This window comes from Geomonas subterranea, from assembly GCF_019063845.1.
In the GTDB taxonomy this organism is placed as follows: Bacteria; Desulfobacterota; Desulfuromonadia; order Geobacterales; family Geobacteraceae; genus Geomonas; species Geomonas subterranea.
The window spans coordinates 987826-1011004 of the sequence record NZ_CP077683.1; the positions used below are offsets into that span (position 1 = coordinate 987826).

18 protein-coding genes are annotated in these 23179 nt (G+C 64.1%); 10 read left to right on the plus strand and 8 right to left on the minus strand.

Annotated features, from left to right (window positions below):
* Positions 1-1641 (plus strand): ATP-binding protein, encoded by a 1641-nt coding sequence (locus KP001_RS04330; protein WP_217288349.1) that lies wholly within the window; start codon positions 1-3, stop codon positions 1639-1641.
* Here KP001_RS04330 and KP001_RS04335 read toward each other — a convergent pair.
* The 7 genes from KP001_RS04335 to KP001_RS04365 form a co-directional block, all read right to left on the minus strand.
* Positions 1573-1872 carry a hypothetical protein gene (locus tag KP001_RS04335; RefSeq protein ID WP_217288350.1) on the minus strand — a complete coding sequence of 100 codons (300 nt, stop codon included), beginning with the start codon at positions 1870-1872 and terminating at the stop codon, positions 1573-1575. The two genes, KP001_RS04330 and KP001_RS04335, sit on opposite strands and share 69 nt — an antisense overlap.
* Positions 1873-2121: 249 nt before the next feature.
* Positions 2122-2493, minus strand: a complete 372-nt coding sequence (locus KP001_RS04340) for a response regulator (RefSeq protein WP_217288351.1) — start codon at positions 2491-2493, stop codon at positions 2122-2124.
* A 19-nt stretch (positions 2494-2512) separates the two neighbouring features.
* Positions 2513-3583, minus strand: a complete 1071-nt coding sequence (gene cheB, locus KP001_RS04345) for a chemotaxis-specific protein-glutamate methyltransferase CheB (protein ID WP_217288352.1) — start codon at positions 3581-3583, stop codon at positions 2513-2515.
* 60 nt (positions 3584-3643) lie between these two features.
* Positions 3644-5689, minus strand: coding sequence for a hybrid sensor histidine kinase/response regulator (locus tag KP001_RS04350; protein WP_217288353.1), 2046 nt, complete (start codon positions 5687-5689; stop codon positions 3644-3646).
* Positions 5690-7426 carry a methyl-accepting chemotaxis protein gene (locus KP001_RS04355; protein ID WP_217288354.1) on the minus strand — a complete coding sequence of 579 codons (1737 nt, stop codon included), beginning with the start codon at positions 7424-7426 and terminating at the stop codon, positions 5690-5692.
* Positions 7427-7497: 71 nt separating this feature from the next.
* A complete protein-coding gene (locus KP001_RS04360) occupies positions 7498-8034 on the minus strand; it encodes a chemotaxis protein CheW (RefSeq protein ID WP_217288355.1) in 537 nt (178 codons plus the stop codon).
* A 30-nt stretch (positions 8035-8064) separates the two neighbouring features.
* On the minus strand, positions 8065-9978 hold the full coding sequence (locus KP001_RS04365) for a CheR family methyltransferase (protein WP_217288356.1): 1914 nt from the start codon (positions 9976-9978) through the stop codon (positions 8065-8067).
* Between the two features lie 328 nt (positions 9979-10306).
* Here KP001_RS04365 and wecB point away from each other — a divergent pair, with 328 nt between their 5' ends.
* From wecB to KP001_RS04390, 5 genes are all read left to right on the plus strand, one after another.
* The gene (gene wecB, locus KP001_RS04370) at positions 10307-11392 is read left to right on the plus strand and encodes a non-hydrolyzing UDP-N-acetylglucosamine 2-epimerase (RefSeq protein ID WP_217288357.1); all 1086 of its coding nucleotides are present in this window, start codon (positions 10307-10309) and stop codon (positions 11390-11392) included.
* 85 nt (positions 11393-11477) lie between these two features.
* Positions 11478-11654 (plus strand): FmdB family zinc ribbon protein, encoded by a 177-nt coding sequence (locus KP001_RS04375; protein ID WP_217288358.1) that lies wholly within the window; start codon positions 11478-11480, stop codon positions 11652-11654.
* Between the two features lie 386 nt (positions 11655-12040).
* Positions 12041-12286 (plus strand): RND transporter, encoded by a 246-nt coding sequence (locus tag KP001_RS04380; RefSeq protein ID WP_217288359.1) that lies wholly within the window; start codon positions 12041-12043, stop codon positions 12284-12286.
* 81 nt (positions 12287-12367) lie between these two features.
* On the plus strand, positions 12368-14038 hold the full coding sequence (locus tag KP001_RS04385; RefSeq protein ID WP_217288360.1) for an FAD-dependent oxidoreductase: 1671 nt from the start codon (positions 12368-12370) through the stop codon (positions 14036-14038).
* A gap of 501 nt (positions 14039-14539) precedes the next feature.
* Positions 14540-15127 (plus strand): M23 family metallopeptidase, encoded by a 588-nt coding sequence (locus KP001_RS04390; protein ID WP_217288361.1) that lies wholly within the window; start codon positions 14540-14542, stop codon positions 15125-15127.
* A 316-nt stretch (positions 15128-15443) separates the two neighbouring features.
* Here the strand turns inward: KP001_RS04390 and KP001_RS04395 are convergent, their stop codons facing one another.
* Positions 15444-15965, minus strand: coding sequence for a nitroreductase family protein (locus tag KP001_RS04395; protein ID WP_217288362.1), 522 nt, complete (start codon positions 15963-15965; stop codon positions 15444-15446).
* 218 nt (positions 15966-16183) lie between these two features.
* On the opposite strand from KP001_RS04395, the gene KP001_RS04400 reads away from it, so the two are divergent.
* From KP001_RS04400 to adeC, 4 genes are all read left to right on the plus strand, one after another.
* Positions 16184-16786 carry a TetR/AcrR family transcriptional regulator gene (locus tag KP001_RS04400; RefSeq protein WP_217288363.1) on the plus strand — a complete coding sequence of 201 codons (603 nt, stop codon included), beginning with the start codon at positions 16184-16186 and terminating at the stop codon, positions 16784-16786.
* Between the two features lie 186 nt (positions 16787-16972).
* The gene (locus tag KP001_RS04405) at positions 16973-18262 is read left to right on the plus strand and encodes an efflux RND transporter periplasmic adaptor subunit (protein ID WP_217288364.1); all 1290 of its coding nucleotides are present in this window, start codon (positions 16973-16975) and stop codon (positions 18260-18262) included.
* Positions 18263-18347: 85 nt separating this feature from the next.
* Positions 18348-21503: an efflux RND transporter permease subunit gene (locus KP001_RS04410; RefSeq protein WP_217288365.1), complete on the plus strand. Its 3156-nt coding sequence runs from the start codon at positions 18348-18350 to the stop codon at positions 21501-21503.
* A 1-nt stretch (position 21504) separates the two neighbouring features.
* The gene (gene adeC / locus KP001_RS04415; protein WP_217288366.1) at positions 21505-22920 is read left to right on the plus strand and encodes an AdeC/AdeK/OprM family multidrug efflux complex outer membrane factor; all 1416 of its coding nucleotides are present in this window, start codon (positions 21505-21507) and stop codon (positions 22918-22920) included.
* Positions 22921-23179: the final 259 nt, after the last annotated feature.

Below are 23179 nucleotides of genomic sequence, written 5' to 3' on the forward strand. Positions count from 1 at the left end.
ATGAGAAAAAGAAAACTGCGTCTCCCACCCTACGCCAAGAGCTTCCGTTTCCGGCTCTACCTGATATTCACCGGCACCATCGCCTTGCTCACCGCCGCTTTCGTCACCTTCTACGTCATCACCGAGTTGAACGCCTACCGCTCCACCATGGAGCGGGAAGGGAAGCTGCTCGCCACCATCCTGGCCCAAAACGCGCGGCTGCCGCTTTTCGCCGAAAACAGGGAGGCGCTCGCCACCTTGGCCGAGGGAACTGCGCGTTACCCCTCGGTGCTGTCGGTCTCCATCGTCGACCGCGAAGGGAGGCTCCTTGCCCAGCAGGTGAAGGCGCAGACGGTCGCCGGTGACGTGATCGACATGCGGGTGCCCATCAGCTCCCCCAGCGGAGTGCTCTCTCCCGAGTCGGCGCTGCTTGGGCAGCCCCAGGGGAACGAGCAGCGGGTCATCGGAGAGGTGCGCCTGACGCTCGAGATGTCCGCTGCGCGCGAGCGGCTGGTTACCCTGGTGGCGGCTTCCCTGGCCATCGGCACGCTGTTCTGGATCGTGGTGTCCCTGCTTTGCTACCAGATCCTCAAGAGGGTCACCAACTCCTTCAACCTCCTCATGGGGGGGATCGAGAACATCGGAAACGGCACGCTCTCCGCCCGGGTGGATCTCGACGGGGACGACGAGCTGGCCCGCGCCGCCAACGCGATCAACGCCATGGCCGCCTCCCTGGAGTTGCGCGAGCTGGAAAACCAGGCGCTGCAGGACGAACTGCTCCGGGCGATGAGGCTCGAGGTGCAGGAGGAGAAGAAGCTGGTCATGGCGCGCCTGATCCAGACCAACAAGATGACGTCGCTGGGGCTGCTCCTTTCCTCCATGGCCCACGAGATCAACAACCCCAACGCCTCGATCCGGTTCTCGGGGCACATGATCGGGAAGATGCTCTTGGACGCGCTGCCTCTTCTGGACGGAGTATGGCAGGAGGAGGGTGAATTCTATCTCGGCGGGGTGCCGTATCAGAAGGCGCGTCAGGTGCTCACGGAGAACGCCGGCAAGATAGTCGAGAACTCCGAGCGCATCGCCCAGGTGGTGCAGGGATTGAGGGATTACGGGGTAGGGGGAAGGGGGCAGCTGCGCCAGAGGCTGGAGATAAACAGCGCGGTTTCCGCGGCCCTTTCGGTGCTCGCGTGCCAGATGAAACGGGATGTGCAGCTGCAGACGTCGCTGGAGACCTCGATACCGGCCGTCGCCGGGAGCCAGCAGCAGATCGAGCAGGTGCTCATCAACCTGATCCTCAACGCCATGCAGTCCTATGCGGGGGGGCGCGGCGAGGTCCACTTGTCGACCCGTCACGACGCCGCCAGGGGCGAGGTGGTGGTCGAGGTACGCGACCATGGCGCCGGCATCGCGCCGGAGATCATGGCGCGTCTCTTCGAACCCTTCTACTCCACCAAGCTCGACCTCGGCGGCAGCGGCCTCGGGTTGTACATCTCGCAGTTCATAGTGTCGGAGCACGGCGGCCGGCTGCAGCTCTCCTCCACGGCGGGGAAGGGGACTGTGGCGACGGTCACGCTCCCGGTGGCCGGCGCCTCAGTGGTGGGCGTGCTCGCCTCCCAGCACGGTCAGCATCCCTCCGATCCGGTCCATCAGGTCGGTTAGGGCTTCCCCCTGCGACCCTTCGCCGCAGATCCTGCGCATCTGGTTCAAAAGTCCCTCGAAGACGTCTTCCCCGCAGGCCCCCGTGACCATATCGTTGGTGAGCCGGTCGTTCAAAAGCAGCCGCTTCATCTGGATCAGCTGTATCTCCACCCGCAGCTTCTTGATGGTAGGCAGGTCGCTTTGCTTTAACAGCTGGAGGCATTGATTGATGATGCTGTACTGGTGGTCCATGGTTTTCTCCCCATCGCATTGACATTGGAACACCATGGGTGTTTCCAATATCCGTGCCAAAAATGCCGCAGAGAAAACACGTGAAAATAGCCAGTTGCACAGCCGGAATTTTCACGGGGAGGGGGGTGGGTGTGCGTTTTTTTACAGCGCGTACCCGCCGCTGGAGGAAGCGTCGGAAACACGGGATGTTAGCCGGGCGCTGTAAAAAAAAGAACTGTTCGTTTTTTTACAGCGCTCCCGGCGCGGCTTTCACCGGGCGAGCGCCGCGCGCACCGCGTCGGTGATCTGTCCCGGCGTGAAGGGCTTCAGGATGTAGCCGTTGGCCTTCGCCTCGTCCACCAACTGGCGCATCTCCCCCTCGCTCTTCGAGGAGAGGAGCAGGATCGGGATGTCCCGGCTTACCTCGTTCTCCTTCAAAAGCTTCGCCTTCTTGTTGCCGTCCAGCATGGGCATCATGATGTCCATGATGATCAGGTCGGGCTTGTCCTTGGAAAAAATGAAGCGGTTCGCCTCAATGCCGTTGGTGGCGGTCACCACCTGGTAGCCGGCCTGGTCAAGAGCGTCCTTGGCCATGGCAAGTACCAGTTCGCTGTCGTCGATGATGAGGATCTTTTCTCTCAAGGCGCATCTCCTTTCTTGGTCAGTCGTGCGGCGCCAAGGCGCCGGGTTCGGGTTCGGGGCGTTGCGCCGCGAACAGCTTGTTCAAAGCGGCCGGTATCAGATCCAGGGGGACCACCTGGTCGGCCGCGTCGAGGGTGATGGCGGCCTTGGGCATCCCGAAGACCGCGCAGGATGGCTCGTCCTGGACGATGGTGGTTCCGCCGGCCTCCCGTATGTGCAGCATCCCCTGGGCCCCGTCGCGTCCCATCCCGGTCAGGAGCACGGCCACCACGTTGTCACAGCGCTGCCGGGCCAGCGAGTCGAAGAAGACGTCGATGGAGGGACGGCAGCAGTTCATGGGAGGGGCGTCGTTGAACCGGATCGTCCCCTCGGCCAGGGTCAGGTGCGTGCCGTCGGGGGCGATCAGCGCCTCGCCCGCCCGGAAGGGGGCGCCGTCGCGGGCGAGCTTGACCGGAAGTGCGCATTCCCGGTCCAGCCAGCTGGCGAACCCTGCCGCGAACCCCTGCGCTATGTGCTGCACCACGAATACGGCGCCGGGAAAATCCGCCGGGAGGGACTTCAAAAGCCGCATGACCGCCTTGGGGCCGCCGGTGGAGGCGCCGATGGCGAGTATGTTGTGTCCGGAACCGCCGGGAAGGGGGGCGAGCGCCTCTCCGGCGCGCAGCTTGCGCCGCGGGTGCCTGATGACCCGGATCCTGGAGAGGAACTGGACCTTCTCCCGCAGCGTGGCGGCGAACCCTTCCAGCGACCCGATCCCGTCGAGAGCCGGCTTCTCCATCACGTCCAGCGCCCCCCTCTTGATGGCCATGAAGGCGCGATCCACCTCGCTTGCCTCCACCGCCGCCGAGAGGACCAGCACCGGGGTGGGGCAAAGCGCCATGATCTCCTCGATGGCGTCCAGGCCGTCCAAAACCGGCATCAGGAGGTCCATGATCACCAGGTCGGGCTTGAGCGCCTGGGCCAGCTCGACCGCCTGCCTGCCGTCGCACGCAGCACCGACCACACGGATGTCGTCCCTGGCCTGCAGCATGTCGGTCAGCAGCTGGCGCGCGAGGAGGGAATCATCGGCCAGCACAACCCTCGTGGTCATAGAAACTTTCCTTCCTTGGCGTGAGGCGGGCGCGTGCCCGCGTGAAACCGTCCCGCGGCGTCAGCCGATCAGCATCTGCACCGTTTCCAGTAAAAGCCCCTGGTCGAAGGCGCCCTTGACGATGTAGGCCTGCGCCCCGGCCTGCAGCGCCTGGCGCTTGTCCTCGTCGCGCGACAGCGACGAGACGATGATCACGGGGATGTCGCGGTACTGCTCGGAGGCGCGCAGGGCCCGGGTCAGCTCGAAACCGTTGATCCCCGGCATCTCCACGTCGGAGATCACCAGGTCGAACTGCTCCTGCGCGCTCTTCTCCAGTGCGTCCTCGCCTGAGACCGCCGTCACCACCGCGTACCCCTGGCTCACCAGGATGCTCTGCTCCATGGTGCGGGTGGTGATGGAGTCGTCGACCACCAGCACCTTGAGGCGCCGTTGGGCCGCCTGCGCCTCCTCGGCCGAGAGCGTGGCGCGCCGCACGCCGCGCCCTGACTCGAACAGGTCCGGGACGTTCAGGATCAGGGCCGGGTTGCCGTCCCCCATGATGGTGGCGCCGAACAAGAACCGGACGTTTCTGAACTGTTTGCCCAGCCCCTTGACCACCACCTCGCTGTAGCCCAGGTGCGCGTCCACGATGCAGGCGATGCGCTGGTCGCAATGCTTTAAAACCACCGCCGAGAGCGTCAGGTCCCCCGCCTCGCGCCGATCGGTGAGCCCCAGCATCCCCGGCAGGCTGTACAGCGGCGTGGTCGCGCCGCGCACCTTGATCACCTCGCCGCTCCCAAGGGTGTCGATCTCGCTTGCGCGCACCTTGACGATCTCCTGCAGGTACGTTGTGGGGATGGCGAAGGTTTCCCCCCCGCAGGCGACGATCAGCGCGTCCAGGACCGACAGGGTGAGCGGAAGCTGCAGGGTGACCTGGGTGAAGCTCCCCGGCACGCTGGCGAGGGTCACGCTCCCCTTGACCCGCTCTATGTTCTTCTTCACCACGTCCATCCCCACCCCGCGCCCCGAGACGTCGGTGACGATGTCGGCGGTGGAGAAGCCGGGACGGAAGGTGAGGTAGAGGGCCTCGTCGTCGCTGAGCGCCTCGGCCTCGCGGGGATCGAGCACGCCGCGCGCGACCGCGGCGGTCTTGATGCCGGCGGGGTCCATGCCCCGGCCGTCGTCGCGCACCTCGACCAGCACCGAGTTCCCCTGGTGGCGGGCCGAGAGCAGGACCGCGCCCTGGCGCGGCTTCCCGGCGGCCGCGCGCGCCTCGGGGCTTTCGATGCCGTGGGAGAGGGCGTTGGTCAACAGGTGGATCAGGATCGGTTTCAATCCATCGAGGAGCACGCGGTCCATCTCGATGGCCTGCCCGACGATCTGGAAGCGCACCTCGCGCCCCAGTTGCTGCGCGAGGTCGCGCACCAGGCGTTCCAGGCCGTCGGAGATGGTGCGCAGGGGGAGCATGCGCAGCCCCATCGCTTTTGCGTGCAGCTCCTGGATCAGGTAGTCGAGGTAGAGGACGTCCTCCTCCAGCTCCCCGCGAAAGGCCGCAAGCTCCGTGACGTGACCGGCGGGGAGCGCGCCGGTTATCTCCTTGAGGCGGTCCAGCTTCGATTCCAGGCGCTTCTTGTTGATGATCAGCTCGCCAACCAGGTTCACCAGGTGGTCCAGGGTCTTCACGTCCGCGCGCACCGTGTCCGCAAGCGCCGCCTCGGGCTGGCTCTCCCGGGGCTCGGTGTGGAGCTGCTGCCCAAGTTCGCCCCGGTCGTACTCCGCGACGAACCGCTCCACGTCCAGTTCCGGCTTCTCGCCGCGCATCAGGGCCGAGGTGATGAGCGCCACCGCATCGGCCCCCCGTAACAGCAGGTCGATGCCCCGGGCGTCCACCTTGCGCTCGCCGCTCTCCATCCCCTTTAACTGCTCCTCCATGGTGTGGGTGATGGCGCTGATGTCGGCGAGCCCCACCATGCGCGCCGACCCCTTCAGGGTGTGCGCGTTGCGCAACAGCTCGTGCAGCAGGTCGGTGCGAGCCGGGTTCTTCTCCAGGACCAGCAGGCCGCTTTGCAGCGAGGCCAGGTGCTCCTCCGCCTCCCGGCAGAAGATCTCCAGGTAACGGTTCCCCATCTAGGCCTCTTCCTCGGTGATCTCCTTAAGCCGCTCGGCGAGTTCCAGTATCTCGGCGATCGCCTTCTCGGTCTCGTGCGCCGAGAGCGCCACCTGCTGCGCCACGTCGCGCACCTCGGTCATGGTCTCCGCCATCTGCTCGCAGGCCGAGGTCTGCTGCTGCGTGGAAAGGGTGATCTCCTTGGCGGTGCGGGCGGTCTCCTGGGCGGTGGACATGATGGAGGCGAAGGAGAACTGCACCTTGTCGACCAGGTGGGAGGCCGCGTCGACCGCCTTGGTCCCCTCCTCGGTGACCATGATGGTGTTGTTGGTGGCGCGCTGGATCTCGCCGATGAGCCCCTTGATCTGGCGGGTCGCCTCGACGGTCCGGTCGGCCAGGCGCTTCACCTCCTGGGCCACGATGGCGAAGCGCTTCCCCGCCTCGCCGGCGCCCGCCGCCTCGATGGCCGCGTTGAGCGCGAGGAGGTTGGTCTGGTCGCTGATCTCGTCGATGATCTCCACGATGCCGCCGATCTTCTGGCTGTTGTCCCCAAGCTCGAGCATGCTCTTCGCGATGCTCTGCACCTGGCTTCTGACCTGTCCCATCCCGTCGATGGCGTTGGTGACGTCCTCGCGGCCGCTGTTGCAGTTCCTGGTGGTGTCCTCGGCGACCGCCTCCACGCTCTTCGAGTTGCCGGTGATCATCTTGGCGGTGATGGCGATCTCCTCGCTGGTCGTCGTCACCTCCTGGACCGCGCTCGCCTGCTGGGTCGAGCCCGACGCCTGCTGCGCGCTGATGGCCATCATCTCGTTGGCGGCGCTGGAGAGCTGGATCACCGCTTCCTTCACCGAGGCGATCAGGCGCCCCGAGCGCCCGATCTCGTCCTTCAGGTCCCTCACGATCACCGTGGTCATCACGTTGAAGGCCTCGGCCAGTTCGCCGATCTCGTCGTTGCTCTCAACGGGGATGGTTTCGTCCAGGTCCCCGCCGGTGATCTTGTGCGCCTTCTCGGTCAGCTTGCGCAAAGGCTGCACCGCGCGGCTCACCACCACCAGGATGGTGATGCTCGCCACCAGGAGCATGATCGCCATGCTCCCGACGATCTGGTTTCTAAGCTCGGCCCCCTTCTGCTCGGTCTTCACCATCGAGAAGCCGATCCGGAAGGAGCCCCAGTGTTTCCCCTTCACGTAGACGGGGGCTGAGAGGTCCCACATGGTCTCGCCTGTGTCACGCTGGTAGACCTGCTTCAGTATCGGCTCCACGTTCTTCGACGCCGCGACCCCCACCGGGTCGTTGAACATCCGCTTGGTGCGGTTGTTGAGCTTGTCCTTCTCCCGGTCGCCGGTGAGCGGGGCGGAATACTTGCTGTTGTGAGTCGGGATGTAGCCGTTTCTGTCGGTCAGGACCGCGAACACGATCTGGTCGTCCTTCAGGAACTCGTCCTCGAGCGCCTGCACCGCCTGGTCCGTGAACCGGTCGAACTGGGTGTGGAACTTCTGGGGCTCCGTGTTCGGAATCGGGATGTAGCGCTCGTCGAAGAGCTGGTCCTGGGTGAGGGTGCCGTTGGCCACCGCCTCCTCCATGATCCGTTCCATCGACCTGGCCCCGGTCTGCGCCAGGATGCGCCCCTTGGAGAGGAGTTCCTCCTCCATGTTGGCGCGTCGCGAACGGACGAAATAGACCGAGAAGGCGGTCATGATGACCACCATGACCATGATGAGAACGCTGACGATCTTTACCGATAGCTTGTTGGACATGTCGAAACCCCAATATCTAATTTTATGTTCGAAACTTCCTTATCCTCGTGCGAAGCCTGCCCCGCGCCCCTTCACGCCTCGCCGGCGACCAGCTCGGGGTCTGCCAGAAGCGTCTCCATGTCGAGCAGGATCACGTTCCCTTCCTCGAGGTTGAAGTGTCCCCTGACGAACTGCGCCTTCATCCCGGAACCGGAGGCGACCGGCTCGAAGCCGTCGAAAGAGAGCCCCTGCACCCCGTGGGCCGCTTCCGCGAGGATGCCGGTGGCGAAGTTCTCCCCCCGCACCACCAGGATCCTCCCCGTGGGACCGATCTCGGGCTGGGGAAGTCCAAGCATGGGGCGGATGTCGATGGCGGCGGTTATCTCGCCGCGCAGGTTGAAGATCCCCCTGATCAGGCTCTGCACGGCAGGTACCCGCACCAGCTTTGGGACACGGATCACCTCGGAGGCGTAGTGGGTTTCGAAGGCGTAGCGCTTGCCACCCAGGGTGAACACCAGGCATTCAAGGGTCTCTTTCGCCTCGCTCTCCTCCCCGGCGAGCGCCTGCCAGTATTCTTCCCGCATCTGGCTCAGGATGGAGCGGATGTCGTAGCTGTTGTCGTCTCCCATCGCAATACCTCTCGTCACGGCGACGGCGGCCTAGGCCACCCGTGCCAGCGTGTTCTGCAGTTGCAGCATGCAAACGGCCCTGGTGAGCCCCCCGGAGAAGGGGACGGTTTCCTCTTCGCGGCTGCGCGACAGGATCTTGATGCTGTTCCTGATCTCCCGTGCCCCGTCGGCGATCCGTCCCTGGCGCAGGTGCAGCCGTCCCATGTGGTAGCGCGGCATGATGAAGTCGTGGTCCAGAAGAAGCGCCTTGCGGTACTCCCGGGCCGCCTCGTCCAGCCGGTCTGCAGCGTCAAGGAGCACACCCTTAAGGAAGTAGGCCTCGGGGAGCAGGTCGTTCAGCGCCAGGACCCGCTCGCTCGTCTCCAGCGCCTGATCCAGAGCCCCCTTGCCGGCCAGGATGAACCCCTTGAGCACCAGGGCGTCGGGAAGGTCGGGAGTGCGCTCCAGCACCAGTTCCAGAAGCTCCTGGGCCGGGTCGAATTCCTCGCGGTCGAAAAGTTCGCGCGCCGCCTGTAAAAGCTGCGCGTCGTCCGGTGCCGCGTCGCGGGGCTCCGCGGGGCACGGCGCGGCGGGTTGCGGCTGCCGCGGCTGCGGCTCCGTCTCCGTCTCCGTCTCCCCCTGCCAGGGCGTCTGCTCGCTCAGCCACGCGGCCGCCAACCGGAGCTGTTCGGCGGTGAGTCCGCAGGGATCGTCGCCTCTTCGCTCCTCCGGGGGGAGGGGGGCGATGACGGCCGCAGGCGCGACGCAGGCGCTCCTCACGTAGTAGAAGCTTTTCTCTTTGCGCTTCAGTTCGAGGTCCAGGCCGCGCTGCAGCAGGGTCTCCGAGTGTCCCAGAAAGAGAAGCCCCGAAGGTTTGAGCGCCCCGGCGAACCTCTCCAGCATCCCCGCCGCGGTCTCGGGAGTGAAGTAGATGAGGACGTTGCGGCAGAAGATGGCGTCGAGGTCCCGCAACTCGTCGCAGACCGGCTCCCGGCAGGGGACGGAGAGGTTCAGGTGGGAGAACTGCACCAGTTGCTTCACCTCGTCCCGGATGAGGAAGCTTTCGCCGACCCGCCTGAAATAGCGGGCGGACTGTTCCGGGGTGGTGATCCTCATGGACCACGGGGAGTAGACCCCTTCGCGCGCTCTCTTCAGCGAGCGGTTGTTGATGTCGGTCGCGATGATCCGGATGTCGCGCTCCCTCCAGTCCGGAAGCGCCTCCATGAGCGTCATGGCGATGGAGTACGGCTCCTCGCCGGTGGAGCACCCCGCCGACCAGATCCTGATCGGGCCGGCGCCGGCGAAACGGGCGGTGCAGTGCTCCTTCAGCACCTCGAAGTGCGCGGGATAGCGGTAGAAATAGGTCTCCCCGACGGTCAGGAACTGAAGCAGCTTCTGGAGCTCGTGCCGGTCCTCGCCGTGCTCTTTCAGGTACTGCAGGTACTCCTTGAAATCGGTCAGGCGCAGTGCCGCCATCCGCTTGAGCAGTCCGCGCGTCAGAGCCGCGCGGTTGCGCTGGTCGAAGTGCAGCCCGCTTCGGGAGAGGATGTGCCGGGAGAATGCTGCCGCCACGCGCGGCTCGAGTTCCTGCTCTTGCGGGGGGACGTCCTTTCTGAGCGTCACCGCCGTGATGTCGTCCATGAGGCGCTTCACGTCCAGGGGCTTGCCGATGAAGTCGAAGACCTGCAAAAGCTCCGCCTCGAGCCTCAGGCACTCCGAGATGACGATGACCGGAACGGAGCGCGGCCCCGACGGCGTCTGCACCCTGTGCTCTATGGCGAGAGGGGGGATTTTCGCCGCATCCAGGGCGAGGATGATCAGATCCGGTTTCTGGCGCCTGATGGCGGGAAAGGCCTCCTTTTCCTGCGCGACGCAACGGATGGTGTGCCCGGCATCCCGCAGCAGCTCACCCAGGTAGGTGGTGAAGGATTCGTTGTCGCTGATGATGAGGATTTGCAGTGGCAAGTGGCTGTCCTCTCCCTGCGTATCCTGGGGGCCGGGTTGAAGCGCCAGAGGTGGCGGAAAGATCCGTGTACATCGTAATAAAACGGTCTGGTAAAAGGTAATAGTCCGAAATCACAACAATACTATTGGTTTAATCTAAACAGGTCAACTAAAATTAATTTCATCCGTAAAATAATGTTCTGATGATTTATCTCCTTGAATTACCATGCAAGATTGCAATCACGGGTGTCGATGTTAAAAACTTACAATGTTTTGCCAGCCCCGAAAAATAACCGCGACAGCGGCTTGACCCGCCTCAGTCTTGGGGCGCTGGTTCACGAGGATACCCATGAACGTCCTGCTGATTGCCGGTGCCAGACCAAATTTCATGAAAATCGCTCCCATCTACCGCGCCTCGCTCGCCTGCCGGTCGGTACGCTGCAGCATCGTTCACACCGGCCAGCACTACGACCAGGAGATGTCCGGCACCTTCTTCGAGGAGCTGGAGATCCCGCAACCGCGCTACTCGCTGAATTCAGGTTCCGGCACCCACGCCGCCCAGACCGCTGCCGTCATGGTGGCCTTCGAGGAGGTCTGCCTCAAGGAGCGCCCCGACCTCGTCCTGGTGGTGGGGGACGTGAACTCGACCCTGGCCTGTTCCATCGTGGCGAAAAAGTGCGGCATAGCGGTGGCACACGTGGAGGCCGGGTTGCGCAGCTTCGATCTGGCCATGCCCGAGGAGATAAACCGGATGGTGACCGACGCCATCTCGGACCATTTTTTCGTCACCGAGGAGAGTGCCGTCGACAACCTGCTCAGGGAGGGGAAGCCGGCCGGGCGGATCCACGCGGTGGGGCACGTGATGGTCGACAACCTGCTGCACCAGGTGGAGTGCCTCTCCCGCCAGGATCAGACGCTCCTCAAGGGGTTCCCGCTGAAGGAGCAGGCGCACCCCTACCTGTTCCTCACCCTGCATCGTCCCTCCAACGTCGATTGCCGCGCGACCTTTTCCGGCATAGTGGAGGCTCTGAACCAACTGGCCCAGAGCCGGACCATTTTCTTCCCGGTGCACCCGCGCACCGCGAAGATGATGCAGGAGCACGGTATCCTCCTTTCCGACAAGGTGGTCCTGTTGCCGCCGCTTGGCTACCGTGACGCACTGTTTCTCTGGAAGGACGCCGAGGCCGTGTTGACCGACAGTGGCGGACTACAGGAGGAAACCACCGCCCTCGGTGTTCCCTGCGTGACCATCAGGGAGAATACGGAGCGTCCCATCACCGTCGAACTTGGTAGCAACGTCCTCGCGGGGACCTCGCCGCAAGGGATCCTCAACGGGTTCCGGGAGAGCCTGGCCAAGAAGGAAACGGCGCGTGTACCGCCGCTTTGGGACGGGCGGGCAGCGCAGCGCATATGGAAAGTGCTTACCGAAGGGTAGAGGAAACGATCATCCCTTGACAGGAAATTATTGCGGATATAGTATATGCAAAAATTTGAATATGAGTAAGACCAGGAGAGACACCATGCCCATTTTCGAGTACGTTTGCAACGACTGCGGTACCCGGTTCGAGAAGCTGCAAAAAGGGAACGCCGCCGAGGAATGCGGTTGTCCGGCCTGCGGTTCGGCCGCGGTGAAGAAGGCGCTATCCACCTTCGCGGCGGGAAGCGGGGCGGCGACGAAGTGCCACAGCGGCGGCTGAAGGGTATGATCGGCCGCCCAGTTGGGCGTCGCACGAAGTGAGAAGGGGAGGTCGCAGGCGACCTCCTTTTTTTTTACCTGCCTCTCCAGCTCTCCCCCTCCCTTGACCCAGGCCTATACAACGGGAGGGGCAGGGGGTGGGTGAACCTGCCATGAGCACGAAGGTGGCACCTACCCCCACCCCCTGACCCCCTCACGCGAGGGGAGGGGGACTTATCCGGATAGTGCGACATCCTAACAACAACGCTGACTTTGGCGCCGCACCGGCGGGGGGCGCCGAGCGTGTTTCCGTAAACAGAGGAATTATCTTGACATGCAAAAAGCCGAATGTGTATTGTGCCGTGGCATGAGGCGCGGTCGAGTGGTCGCGTCTTTTGGGAGGGGCATGTGGGAAAGCTGAAACTGCCGGGATACGGCACCCTGATTCCGGTCGCCGTGCTGCTCGGTCTCGCCCCTTTTGTCCCCGAGCCGCACCTGGTCGGCAAGGTGTGGATGCTTCTTTCGGGGAGCCTGACCAAGCCGTTGGATATATTCGACCTTTTCTGGCATGTCTGGCCTTTCGCGTTGCTGGCCTGCCGCGTCGTGGTGGATTTTCGGGGCGGAGGGAAACCGGCCGCCGGTCACCGACCGTAGCGTGGCGAGGCCGGATGAGCGTTATCCCGGCTGCGGAGCTGCTGCGCTGAGCCTGCAGACGATAGCTGCAAGGAGACGTGGATGAACAAGAGGATAGTGGTTATCGGCGCAAACGCCGCCGGGGCCAAGGCGGCCGCCAAGGCCAGGAGGATCGATCCGCGGGCCGAGATAGTCGTGCTCGATCGTGGCAACTTCATATCGTACGGCGCCTGCGGCATACCGTACTACGTTTCCGACACGGTCAAGGAGCTGAAGGAACTGATGAGCACTCCGGTCGGGGTTGTGCGCGACCCCAACTTCTTCAGCAAGGTGAAGGGTGTCTCGGTTAGGACCAACACCGAGGTGACCGCCATCGACCGCCTGCAGAAGGTGATCCGCCTGCGCGAGGGGGGAGGGGGTGAAAGCGAGCTTCCCTACGACAAGCTGGTCCTCGCCACCGGCAGTTCCCTTTCTGTTCCCGCCTTGGACAACGTCACCTTGCCCAACGTCTTTACCGTCAAATCTATCGAGGACGCCGAGCTGCTGAAGCAAAAAGCTGTCTCCGGAGCCACGGCATGCATCATCGGCGCCGGCCTCATCGGCCTGGAGACGGCCGAGGCGCTGCAGGGGAACGGGATGCGGGTGACCCTGGTCGAGATGCGGAACCAGCTGCTGCCCGGCGTCCTCGACCCGGAGGTGGCGGCGGTGGTGGAGAAGCAGGTGAAGCTGCAGGGGGTGACGGTGCTGACAGGCTGCGCCGTCACAGGGTTCGCCGGCGAGGGAAGGGTGCGGAAGGTGATAGCCGGCGACCATGAGATACCCGCGGACCTGGTGGTGCTGGCGCCCGGGGTCACCCCCAACGTCTCGCTCGCCCGGGAGGCCGGCCTCGCCATAGGGGTGACCGGCGCCATCGCCGTGGACGAGCGGTTACGCACCAGCGACCCCGATATCTACGCCTGCGGCGACTGCTGCGAAACCACGCACCTCGTCACCGGGAAGAAGGTGTTTGTCCCGCTGGGGAGCACCGCCAACAAGCAGGGGCGGGTGGCCGGGATCAACGCGGCCGGCGGCGACGCGACTTTCGCCGGCGTCATTGGCACCAGTATCCTCAAGGTGTTCAACGTCAACGCGGGGAAGACCGGTCTCACCGCGACGGAGGCCCGCAACGAGGGGTTCGACGTTGAGACGGTGCTCTCGCCGGCGCCTGACCGCGCCCATTTTTACCCGGGTGCCAAACCGATCCTGCTGAAGCTTATCGCCGAGCGCGGTACCGGCCGCATCCTGGGGCTGCAGGCGGCAGGGGAGGGGGCCGTGGACAAGCGGCTCGACGCCGCGGCCGCCGCCATCACCTTCCGGGCCACAGCGGAGCAGCTCTCCCAGCTGGACCTCGCCTACGCTCCCCCTTACGGTGCCGCCATGGACAACCTCATCGTTGCCGCCGACATCATGAAGAACAAGCTGTCCGGCCATGCGCGTGGCATCACGGCGCGTGAGGTGAAGCGGAAACTCGACGACGGCGACGACTTCATACTGCTCGATGTCCGCTCCCCCGCCGAGCACGGGGAGATAGGCATAGCGGGAGCGAAACTGATCCCGTTGGGGATGCTGCGCGAGAAGCTGGACGAGCTCCCGAAGGACAAGGAGATCGTCACCTTTTGCAAGGTGAGCCTCAGGGGGTACGAGGCGCAGAAGATCCTCGATGCCGCCGGGTTTACCGATGTCAAGTTCATGGACGGCGGCATCATGGCCTGGCCCTACCGCTTCCGCGACTAATAGCGGGTAAGGGAGCCGCGTTCCGAAAGGGACCGCCCGGCGCGGTCCCTTTTCTTTTTTGCGGTAGCCCACCAAAAGAGCCATCGTCACCTGTAGGGGCGAATAACCATTCGCCCGTCCACTCTTCCCTCTCCTTCTCCCTCTCCCCCTGGGAGAGGGGCGGGGTGAGGGCCCGGGGTGAGGGGATGGAGCATGAACTCGGTGATGGCGGCAGCGCCCTCACCCGGCCTGCGGCCACCCTCTCCCAGGGGGAGAGGGGATAAGGTAATCCCCCCCTGTCTTTACAGTGATCGGCTGCTGGATCGTGTGCTGCTGGATCGTGTGCTGCTGAATATTCTGCAATGTGCAGGGAATATTCTCCAAGGTCCGCGCGAGGGTCCCGATACGTACCGGGGCAGATATCTTTAGAGTCAGCTGGTTAGCAGGAAACGGCGGGGCGGGCACGGTACTTGATACAGGTACGCTGTCTCGAGCATCACATTTTATTACGTCGGGGGGCCAGTGGCCGCAGTACGGCATCTCTTTTCCGCATTGACCATACTCTTCTGCTTGGCGCCCTTTCCCGCTCTGGCCGGTGGCTCGCTGCCGGTGGACGGCGTGGTGACCTCGGGGGTGGGGTGGCGGCTCGATCCATTCGGGAGCGGCAAACTTGTCTTTCACCGTGGCGTCGACATAGCCGTCCCTGCAGGAACGCCGGTGCGGGCAACGCGCGGCGGGAAGGTCGCCTTCGCGGGTCAGCGCCGCGGCTACGGTGCCACCGTGATCCTGGAACACGAAAACGGCGACCGCACCCTGTATGGGCACAACTCCTGGCTGAACGTCCATTCCGGTGATCTGGTAGAGGCGGGAGCGGTGCTGGCCTTATCCGGCAACAGCGGCAGATCGACGGGACCGCACGTCCACTACGAGCGGATTGCGGGGGGCGGCCCGGTGAACGGGGAGAACGAGGAGGCGCCGGACGTTGCGGTGGCCGCGCCGCCACATTCCCAGGGGATGAGCGCGGAGACGCGCCGGGCGCTGGAGCAGCGGCTCGACGAGTCCCTGGGCTCCCTGTTGCAGCACATCAAGTCCGATATCAACGGCGGCTAAACGGTGTTATTGGCACACCCTTGTAAACCTCCTCCGGGGTGTGCCTTTTTTTTCTTCACCTTGGCTGCGCGCATACAGAAAAGGCCCACCCCTCACCGGGGCGGGCCTTTCTATTTGTTCAACCGGATTTAAACGATCCCTTGACTGGTCCCCCCGCCCCTTGCGGGAGGGGGCTAGGGGGAGGTGCCATCATTTCCATTGCGTTGCGGCTTCACCCACCCCCCGACCCCCTCCCGTCAAGGGAGAGGGGGATGAACTGCCCGACAGGGTTGCGCTTCCGTAACGGAGCCGGTTAGCAACCGTGGATGTCGCAGCGTCAAGACCAGCGGTTTTTCCTCACCTTTTCGCGCTGCAGTTTCTCCGCCGGAAGGGGCCTGGGGCGCTCGGCGGGATGCCCGATCCCCAGGATGCACTCCACCTTTACCTCCTCCGGGAGCCCCAGCAGTTCCTGGACGTACCGCTCGGCGCTCGTTTCCGCGTCGTGCTTGCGGTGGCGTATCTGCGCCCAGCAGCTCCCAAGCCCCAGCGATACCGCTGTGCACTGGACCAGGATGGCGGCGATGGAACAATCCTCGACCCAGACGTCGGACTTGGTACTGTCGGCACAGACCACGATGGCCAAGGGCGCCCGCGCCACGAACTCGGAGCCATGCTGTTTGGCGCGCGACAGCTTCTGAAGCAGCTGCGGATCGTCCACGACGACGAACTCCCAAGGGTTGAGACTGCGGGAAGCGGGCGCTCTCAGGGCCGCCTCCGTGAGTATCTCCACGGCCTCGGCCGATACCTTTTCATCGGTGAATTTCCTCACGCTGCGGCGTTTGCGTAACAGTTCGATCATGGTCCTCCCTCTCTCACAGGCATAGCTTGGTCGTTGATCCAAAGGGGGGAAATCTACTCCAAAAGTGCGTGTCCGTCAAATGCGCGCTGATGCTGCGCCCCGTTGCCCTGATAGCGGGTCCTTGGTCGCATTTAATCCTTTTTTTCCACTTCCCTTATTGACATCGGTGCGGGAGGAGGAATATAAGGAATGAAGGTTCATTCCGCAGGAGAGAGACAATGGATAAATCCCACAAGTGTGACAAGTCTGACAAGTGCTTGGAGAAGCGTGAGGCCATCATCCAGGCGGCGCTGGAGCTGGTTGCCGAGCAGGGCTTCCACGGCGCGCCCATGGCCATGATCGCGGAGAAGGCCGGCGTGGGCGCCGGGACCATCTACCGCTACTTCGAGAACAAGGACGACCTGATGCGCTGGATCTACAAGAACGTGGAGGAGCGCTTCGTCGAGGTCATGATGCAGGGGTACCCGGAACACGGGCCGGTGCGCGAGCGCCTGGTGCACATAGGGACCGCGCTGGTGCGCCACCTGATCAGCGAGCCGCTGCAGCTGCGCTTCGTCGAGCAGTTTCACAACTCTCCCTACGGCATCGACCACCGCCGCGAAAAGATCTTCGGCCAGCAGAAGAAGGACATCATCAGCGAACTGTTCGACGAGGCCGTGGCGCAGCAGATCTTCAAGCCGCTGGAGCTGGCCATCCTCTTTTCGCTCTTCTTCGGCCCCTTGGTGGATATCTGCCGGGACCACATCCTCGGCTTCATCAAGCTCGACGATGTCCTGATCGAGCAGGTAGTAGGGGCGTGCTGGGACGCGCTGCGCCGCTAGCTGACGGATCGTTCATTCCATAACGAGGTGGTTTCCGATGCTGATGAAGCTTTGTCTGATCCTGTTCGCCCTTACCTGGGGCGGCATAGTGGTGATAGTTTCCTTTAGACGCAAATAATTACGGCGGGCCAAGCGGTCCGCCTGGATCTTTTTAGACGGCAGCAACCAACCAAACGAGGTGTTTTCATGCAGATCAAGTACAGGGCACAGTTAGTATCCGTCGTTGTAGTTCTGAGCGGCTCCCTGCTTCTCGCCGGGTGCGGCAAGAAGCAACAGGCCGGCGGCCCGCCGATGGGACCCCCCGAGGTGGGCGTCGTCGAGGTGAAGCCTGAGCGCGTGGCCCTGACCACCGAGCTTCCGGGGCGCACCTCCCCTTACCTCATCGCCGAGGTCCGTCCCCAGGTGAGCGGCATCATCCTGAAGCGGGTCTTTACCGAGGGTAGCGACGTCAAGGCCGGCCAGGTGCTCTACCAGATCGATCCCGCGACCTACCAGGCCGCCTACGCCAGTGCCAAGGCCTCCGAGGCGCGCGCCGAAGCCAACGTCCTCCCCGCCAGGCTGAAGGAGGAGCGCTTCCGCGAACTGGTCAAGATCAACGCGGTCAGCAAGCAGGATTACGATGCCGCCTACGCCGCGCTGAAGCAGGCCGAGGCCGACGTGGCCTCCGCCAAGGCAGCCGTGGAAACGGCGCGCATCAACCTGGCCTACACCAAGGTGACCGCCCCCATCTCCGGCCGCATCGGTCGCTCCACCGTGACCGACGGCGCCCTGGTGACCGCCAACCAGCCGACCGCCCTGGCGACCATCCAGCAGCTCTCCACCATGTACGTCGACGTGACCCAGTCGAGCTCGGACATGCTGAAGCTGAACCGCAGCCTCGCCACCGGCCTGTTGAAGCGTGACCAGGCGGGGCAGGCACGGGTCAAGCTCCTCCTCGAGGACGGCACCGCGTACCCCGTGACCGGCTCCCTCAAGTTCTCCGACGTGACGGTTGACCAGAGCACCGGCTCCATCACGGTGCGCGCCCTGTTCCCCAATCCGAAGCAGACCCTGCTCCCGGGGATGTTCGTTCGCGCGGTCCTGGAAGAGGGGATCAACGAGGCGGCGATCCTGATCCCGCAGCGCGGCGTGACCCGCAACGCAGCCGGCCAGGCCATCGTCATGGTGGTGGGTGCCGAGAACAAGGTGGAGCCGAGGCCGATCCAGGTGTCCCGCACCGTGGGCGATGCCTGGCTGGTGAGCTCCGGCCTGAAGCCTGGCGAGAAGGTGATCCTGGAGGGGCTGCAGAAGGCGCGTCCGGGTACCCAGGTGAAGGTGGTTCCGTTCCAGTCCCCCGAAGGGCAGGGCGGCCCCGGCGGCGCACCCGGTGCGGCAGGTCAGGGTGGCGCAGGCGCCGCAGGTGCCGCAGGTGCCAAACCCGCTGCTGCGGGCGCCCCGGCAGCCCCGGCGGCTCCGGCGCAGCCCCAGAAGAAGTAGCCGGCGATCCACCACAGGTACAACAGTAGACGTCCGCGTGGAACGTAGAACGTAGAACGTCCTCTAGATTTAAGGAGCTTATTCCATGTCCAGGTTTTTCATAAACAGACCCATCTTCGCCTGGGTCATCGCCATCGGGGTCATGCTGGCGGGCCTTTTGGCCATGAAGTCGCTGCCGGTCTCCCAGTACCCCCCCATCGCGCCGCCGCAGATCTCGGTCAACGCCATGTACCCGGGCGCCTCCGCCCAGACGGTGCAGGACACCGTGACCCAGGTCATCGAGCAGAAGATGAACGGGATCGACAACCTGCTCTACATGTCCTCCACCAGCGACTCCGCCGGAGCGGTCTCCATCAACCTGACCTTCAGGGCCGGGACCGACCCGAACATCGCGCAGGTGCAGGTGCAGAACAAGCTGCAGCTCGCCACGCCGCTGTTGCCGCAGGTGGTGCAGAAGCAGGGGATCCAGGTGGTCAAATCCACCCGCAACTTCCTGATGATCGTCGGCATCGTCTCCGAGGACGGCAGCCTCAACCGCTACCAGCTGACCGACTACATGGTCTCCAACGTCCAGGACATCGTGAGCCGCATCGAAGGGGTCGGCGAGGTGACCGTGTTCGGCTCCCAGAACGCCATGCGCATCTGGCTCAACCCGGAGAAGCTGAACAACTACAAGCTGACCCCCAACGACGTCACCAACGCGCTGCAGGCCCAGAACGCCCAGGTCTCCGCCGGCCAGTTCGGCGGCATGCCCGCCATGCAGGGGCAGCAGCTGAACGCCACCATAACGGCGCGGACCCTGCTGCAGAACCAGGAGCAGTTCCAGGAGATCGTGCTGCGCACCAACCCCGACGGCTCCACCGTGAAGCTCAGGGATGTGGCCAAGATCGATATCGGCACCGAGAACTACGATACCCTGGCCCGCTACAAGGGTAAGCCGGTCGCCGCCATGGCGCTGCGTCTTGCCGCCGGCGCCAACGCGCTGGATACCGCGGACCGGGTGAAGACCAAGATGGCGGAGCTGGAGAAGTTCTTCCCCGGCGGCGCCAAGGTCGTCTACCCGTACGACACCACCCCGTTTGTGAAGATCTCCATGGAGGAGGTGGTGAAGACCCTGATGGAGGCCGTGTGCCTGGTCTTCATCATCATGTTCCTGTTCCTGCAGAACATCCGCGCCACCCTCATTCCGACCATCGCGGTTCCGGTCGTCCTTCTGGGCACCCTGGGCGTCCTCTTCGCGGCCGGTTTCTCGATCAACACCCTGACCATGTTCGCCCTGGTCATCGTCATCGGCCTGCTGGTCGACGACGCCATCGTCGTGGTCGAGAACGTGGAAAGGATCATGACCGAGGAGGGGCTCTCCCCGCACGACGCCACGGTCAAATCGATGGGGCAGATAACCTCGGCGCTTTGGGGCATCGCCACCGTCCTTTCCGCCGTCTTCATCCCGATGGCGTTCTTCGGCGGCTCCACAGGCGTCATCTACCGGCAGTTCTCCATCACCATCGTCTCCGCGATGATCCTGTCTGTTCTGACGGCGCAGATCCTGACCCCGGCGTTGTGCTCCACACTGCTGAAGCCGGTGGTCAAGGGGCACGAACCGTGCGAGTCCGGATGGTACTGCGGCTTCTTCCGCTGGTTCAACAGGGTGTTCGACAAGGCGCGCCACAGGTACGAGGGCATCGTAGGGAACTCGTTTGGCGAGCCGCTGCGCTACCTCGTCTTCTACGGCTGCCTGGTCGGCGCGATGGTCTTCTTCTTCCTGCGCCTCCCCACCGCGTTTCTGCCGGACGAGGACCAGGGGTTCATCGTCTGCCAGATCCAGCTTCCTGCCGGTGCCACCCAGGAGCGCACGATCAAGATGCTGGAGAAGGTCGAGAAGCACTTCATGGAAAACGAGAAGAAGAGCGTCGACTCCCTTATTACCGTTGCGGGCTTCAGCTTTGCCGGCCGCGGCCAGAACATGGGCCTCGCCTTCGTCAAGTTGAAAGACTGGAAACTGCGTCCCACCCCCGATCTCAAGGCACCGGCCGTTGCCGGGCGCGCCATGGGCGCCTTCTCCCAGTTCCGCGACGGCATGGCCTTCGCCTTCTCGCCGCCTGCCGTGGTCGAACTCGGCCAGGCCAACGGCTTCGACTTCCATCTGCAGGACCGCGCGGGCCTCGGGCACCAGGCGCTCATGGACGCCAGGAACCAGCTTTTGGGCATGGCGAGCCAGAACAAGAAGCTCATGGCGGTGCGACCCAACGGCCAGGACGATACCCCGCAGTTCAAGCTGAACATCGACGACGTCCGCGCCGGTGCGCTCGGCGTGTCGCTCGCTGACATCAACAACACCCTCGGCACGGCCTGGGGCTCCTCCTACGTCAACGACTTCCTGCAAAACGGCAGGGTCAAGAAGGTGTACCTGCAGGCGGATGCCTCCTACCGCATGGTCCCCGAGGACATCAACAAGTGGTACGTGAGAAACGACAAGGGGGAGATGGTTCCCTTCTCGGCCTTCGCCACGGCCAAGTGGGAGCACGCCTCTCCGCGCCTGGAGCGCTACAACGGCATCCCGAGCGTCGAGATCATGGGCAACGCCGCCAAGGGGATCTCCACCGGCGAGGCGATGTCCGAGATGGAGGCCATGGCCGCGAAACTTCCCGCGGGGATCAGCTACGAGTGGACCGGCCTCTCCTACGAGGAGAAGAGCGCGGGCAAGCAGGCACCGGCCCTCTACGCCATCTCGCTCCTGGTCGTGTTCCTGGCCGTCGCCGCGCTCTACGAGAGCTGGACCATCCCGTTCGTCAACATGCTCATGCTTCCCTTGGGCCTGGTGGGTGCGGTGACCGCGGTCACGCTCAGGGTGCTCCCGAACGACATCTACCTGCAGATCGGTCTCCTGACCACCGTGGGCCTGTCGACGAAGAACGCGATCCTCATCATCCAGTTCATCAAGGACCAGATGCACCAGGGGCACGAGCTGGTCGATGCGACACTTGCCGCCGTCAAGATCAGGCTCCGTCCGGTCATCATGACCTCGCTGGCCTTCTTCTTCGGCACGCTCCCGCTCGCGCTCACCAAGGGGGCGGGTGCCGGTGCCCAGAACGCCATCGGCACCGCGGTCACCGGCGGTCTTCTGTCGGCGACCTTCATCGACCTTATCTTCATCCCGTTCTTCTTCGTCATGGTGACGAAGACGTTCTCCAAGAAGCACGGATCGGCCAAAAAGGCCGCTGCCGCTGCGGAGGTGCACTAGCATGACACGCACGATAGCCAGACCGATTGCCCTGGCCGCCTTCCTCTTCCTGGGAGGGTGCGCCTCTATGGCACCCACATACACCAAGCCGGCCCCCCCGGTCGCGGGTAACTGGCCCGCCGGCCCCTCCTACAAGGCGGAACAGCCGGCGCAGAAGCCGCTGGCCGAGATCCCCTGGCAGGAGTTCTTCGTCGAGCCGCAGCTGCAGAAGCTCATCACGCTCGCCCTGGACAACAACCGTGACCTCAAGGTGGCGGTTTTGAACATGGACCGCTACCGCGCCCTGTACCAGATCAAGCGCGCCGACCTCCTTCCCACGGTCACCGGCGACGGCGCGGTTTCCGTCAGGAAAACCGCGGACGACCTGGCCCAGAACGGCAACGGCGGCGTCGGGCACTCCTACAACGTCTCGGTCGGGATCAGTTCCTACGAGCTCGACTTGTTCGGCAGGATCAGGAGCTTGAAAGACCAGGCCCTGGAACAGTACCTCGCCACCGAGCAGGCAAGGCGCAGCGTGCAGATCACCCTGGTCTCCCAGGTCGCCAACGCCTACCTGACCCTCGGCTCCGACCTGGAGCGTCTGCAGCTTGCCAAGGACACCCTGGCGAACCAGCAGGAGTCCTACCGGCTCAGCAAGAGCCGTTTCGAGGCGGGGGTCTCCTCGGCGCTGGACCTGCAGCAGGCCCAGACCAGCGTCGATTCCGCCCGGGTGGACATAGCCCGCTACACCACCCTGGTGGCGCAGGACCTGAACGCCCTGACCCTGGTGGTGGGTTCCGACGTCCCGCAGGATCTCATGCCCAAGTCGCTGACCGAGGCACTGACCGCGGTCAAGGACGTGGCGCCGGGGCTTCCCTCTGACGTGCTCCTCTCCCGCCCCGACATCCTGCAGGCCGAGTACAACCTGAAAGGGGCCAACGCCAACATCGGTGCGGCGCGCGCCGCCTTTTTCCCGCGCATCGCCCTGACCACCAGCGTCGGCTTTGGCAGCGACCAGCTCTCCGGCCTCTTCAAGGGAGGGAACCTCGCCTGGAGTTTCGCACCGAGCATCTCGGTCCCCATCTTCGAGGGGGGGCGCAACAAGGCGAACCTCGAAGTGGCCAAGGTGGACCGCGACATAGCCGTGGCCCAGTACGAAAAGGCGATCCAGATCGCCTTCCGCGAGGTGGCCGATGCCCTGGCCCAGCGCGGCACCATCGACGAGCAGGTGGCGGCGCAGCAGTCGCTCACCGGCGCCACCGCCGAGACCTTCCGCCTCTCCCAGGCCCGCTACCAGACCGGGATTGACAGTTACCTGAACGTCCTGGACGCGCAGCGTTCGCTGTACGTGGCCCAGCAGAACCTCATCACCACCCGCCTCGCGCGCCTGAACAACATGGTCACCCTCTACAAGGTGCTCGGGGGCGGCAGCAAATAAGGCAGAAGACTCATCCCCGGGCCGGCACCGGCCCGGGGAAGCTGTATCTCGCGCAGAGGGGCGAACTGTGTCGAACCCTCAGTGGCTGAAAGGAGCAGAGTTGTCCAGAGCACGCATTACTCTCTACTGCATTGTCGCCGTTGTCGCTTTACTCACCGCCTACTACCTTCTGGCACCGGAGCCTCATCCTGACTGGCCGATAAATCTGGTCCACTTTCTTTTCAAACACTAGATTGGGTTTATAGTTTTACCTGAGAGC

Excerpts from the sequence above, each read along its gene's own strand:
- adeC (WP_217288366.1), top strand. The coding sequence starts at position 21,505 with ATGACACGCACGATAGCCAGACCGATTGCCCTGGCCGCCTTCCTCTTC.
- KP001_RS04385 (WP_217288360.1), top strand. The coding sequence starts at position 12,368 with ATGAACAAGAGGATAGTGGTTATCGGCGCAAACGCCGCCGGGGCCAAG.
- KP001_RS04330 (WP_217288349.1), top strand. The coding sequence starts at position 1 with ATGAGAAAAAGAAAACTGCGTCTCCCACCCTACGCCAAGAGCTTCCGT.
- KP001_RS04360 (WP_217288355.1), bottom strand. The coding sequence starts at position 8,034 with ATGGGAGACGACAACAGCTACGACATCCGCTCCATCCTGAGCCAGATG.
- KP001_RS04400 (WP_217288363.1), top strand. The coding sequence starts at position 16,184 with ATGGATAAATCCCACAAGTGTGACAAGTCTGACAAGTGCTTGGAGAAG.
- KP001_RS04355 (WP_217288354.1), bottom strand. The coding sequence starts at position 7,426 with ATGTCCAACAAGCTATCGGTAAAGATCGTCAGCGTTCTCATCATGGTC.
- KP001_RS04350 (WP_217288353.1), bottom strand. The coding sequence starts at position 5,689 with ATGGGGAACCGTTACCTGGAGATCTTCTGCCGGGAGGCGGAGGAGCAC.
- KP001_RS04395 (WP_217288362.1), bottom strand. The coding sequence starts at position 15,965 with ATGATCGAACTGTTACGCAAACGCCGCAGCGTGAGGAAATTCACCGAT.
- KP001_RS04405 (WP_217288364.1), top strand. The coding sequence starts at position 16,973 with ATGCAGATCAAGTACAGGGCACAGTTAGTATCCGTCGTTGTAGTTCTG.
- KP001_RS04410 (WP_217288365.1), top strand. The coding sequence starts at position 18,348 with ATGTCCAGGTTTTTCATAAACAGACCCATCTTCGCCTGGGTCATCGCC.
- wecB (WP_217288357.1), top strand. The coding sequence starts at position 10,307 with ATGAACGTCCTGCTGATTGCCGGTGCCAGACCAAATTTCATGAAAATC.
- KP001_RS04335 (WP_217288350.1), bottom strand. The coding sequence starts at position 1,872 with ATGGACCACCAGTACAGCATCATCAATCAATGCCTCCAGCTGTTAAAG.
- KP001_RS04375 (WP_217288358.1), top strand. The coding sequence starts at position 11,478 with ATGCCCATTTTCGAGTACGTTTGCAACGACTGCGGTACCCGGTTCGAG.
- cheB (WP_217288352.1), bottom strand. The coding sequence starts at position 3,583 with ATGACCACGAGGGTTGTGCTGGCCGATGATTCCCTCCTCGCGCGCCAG.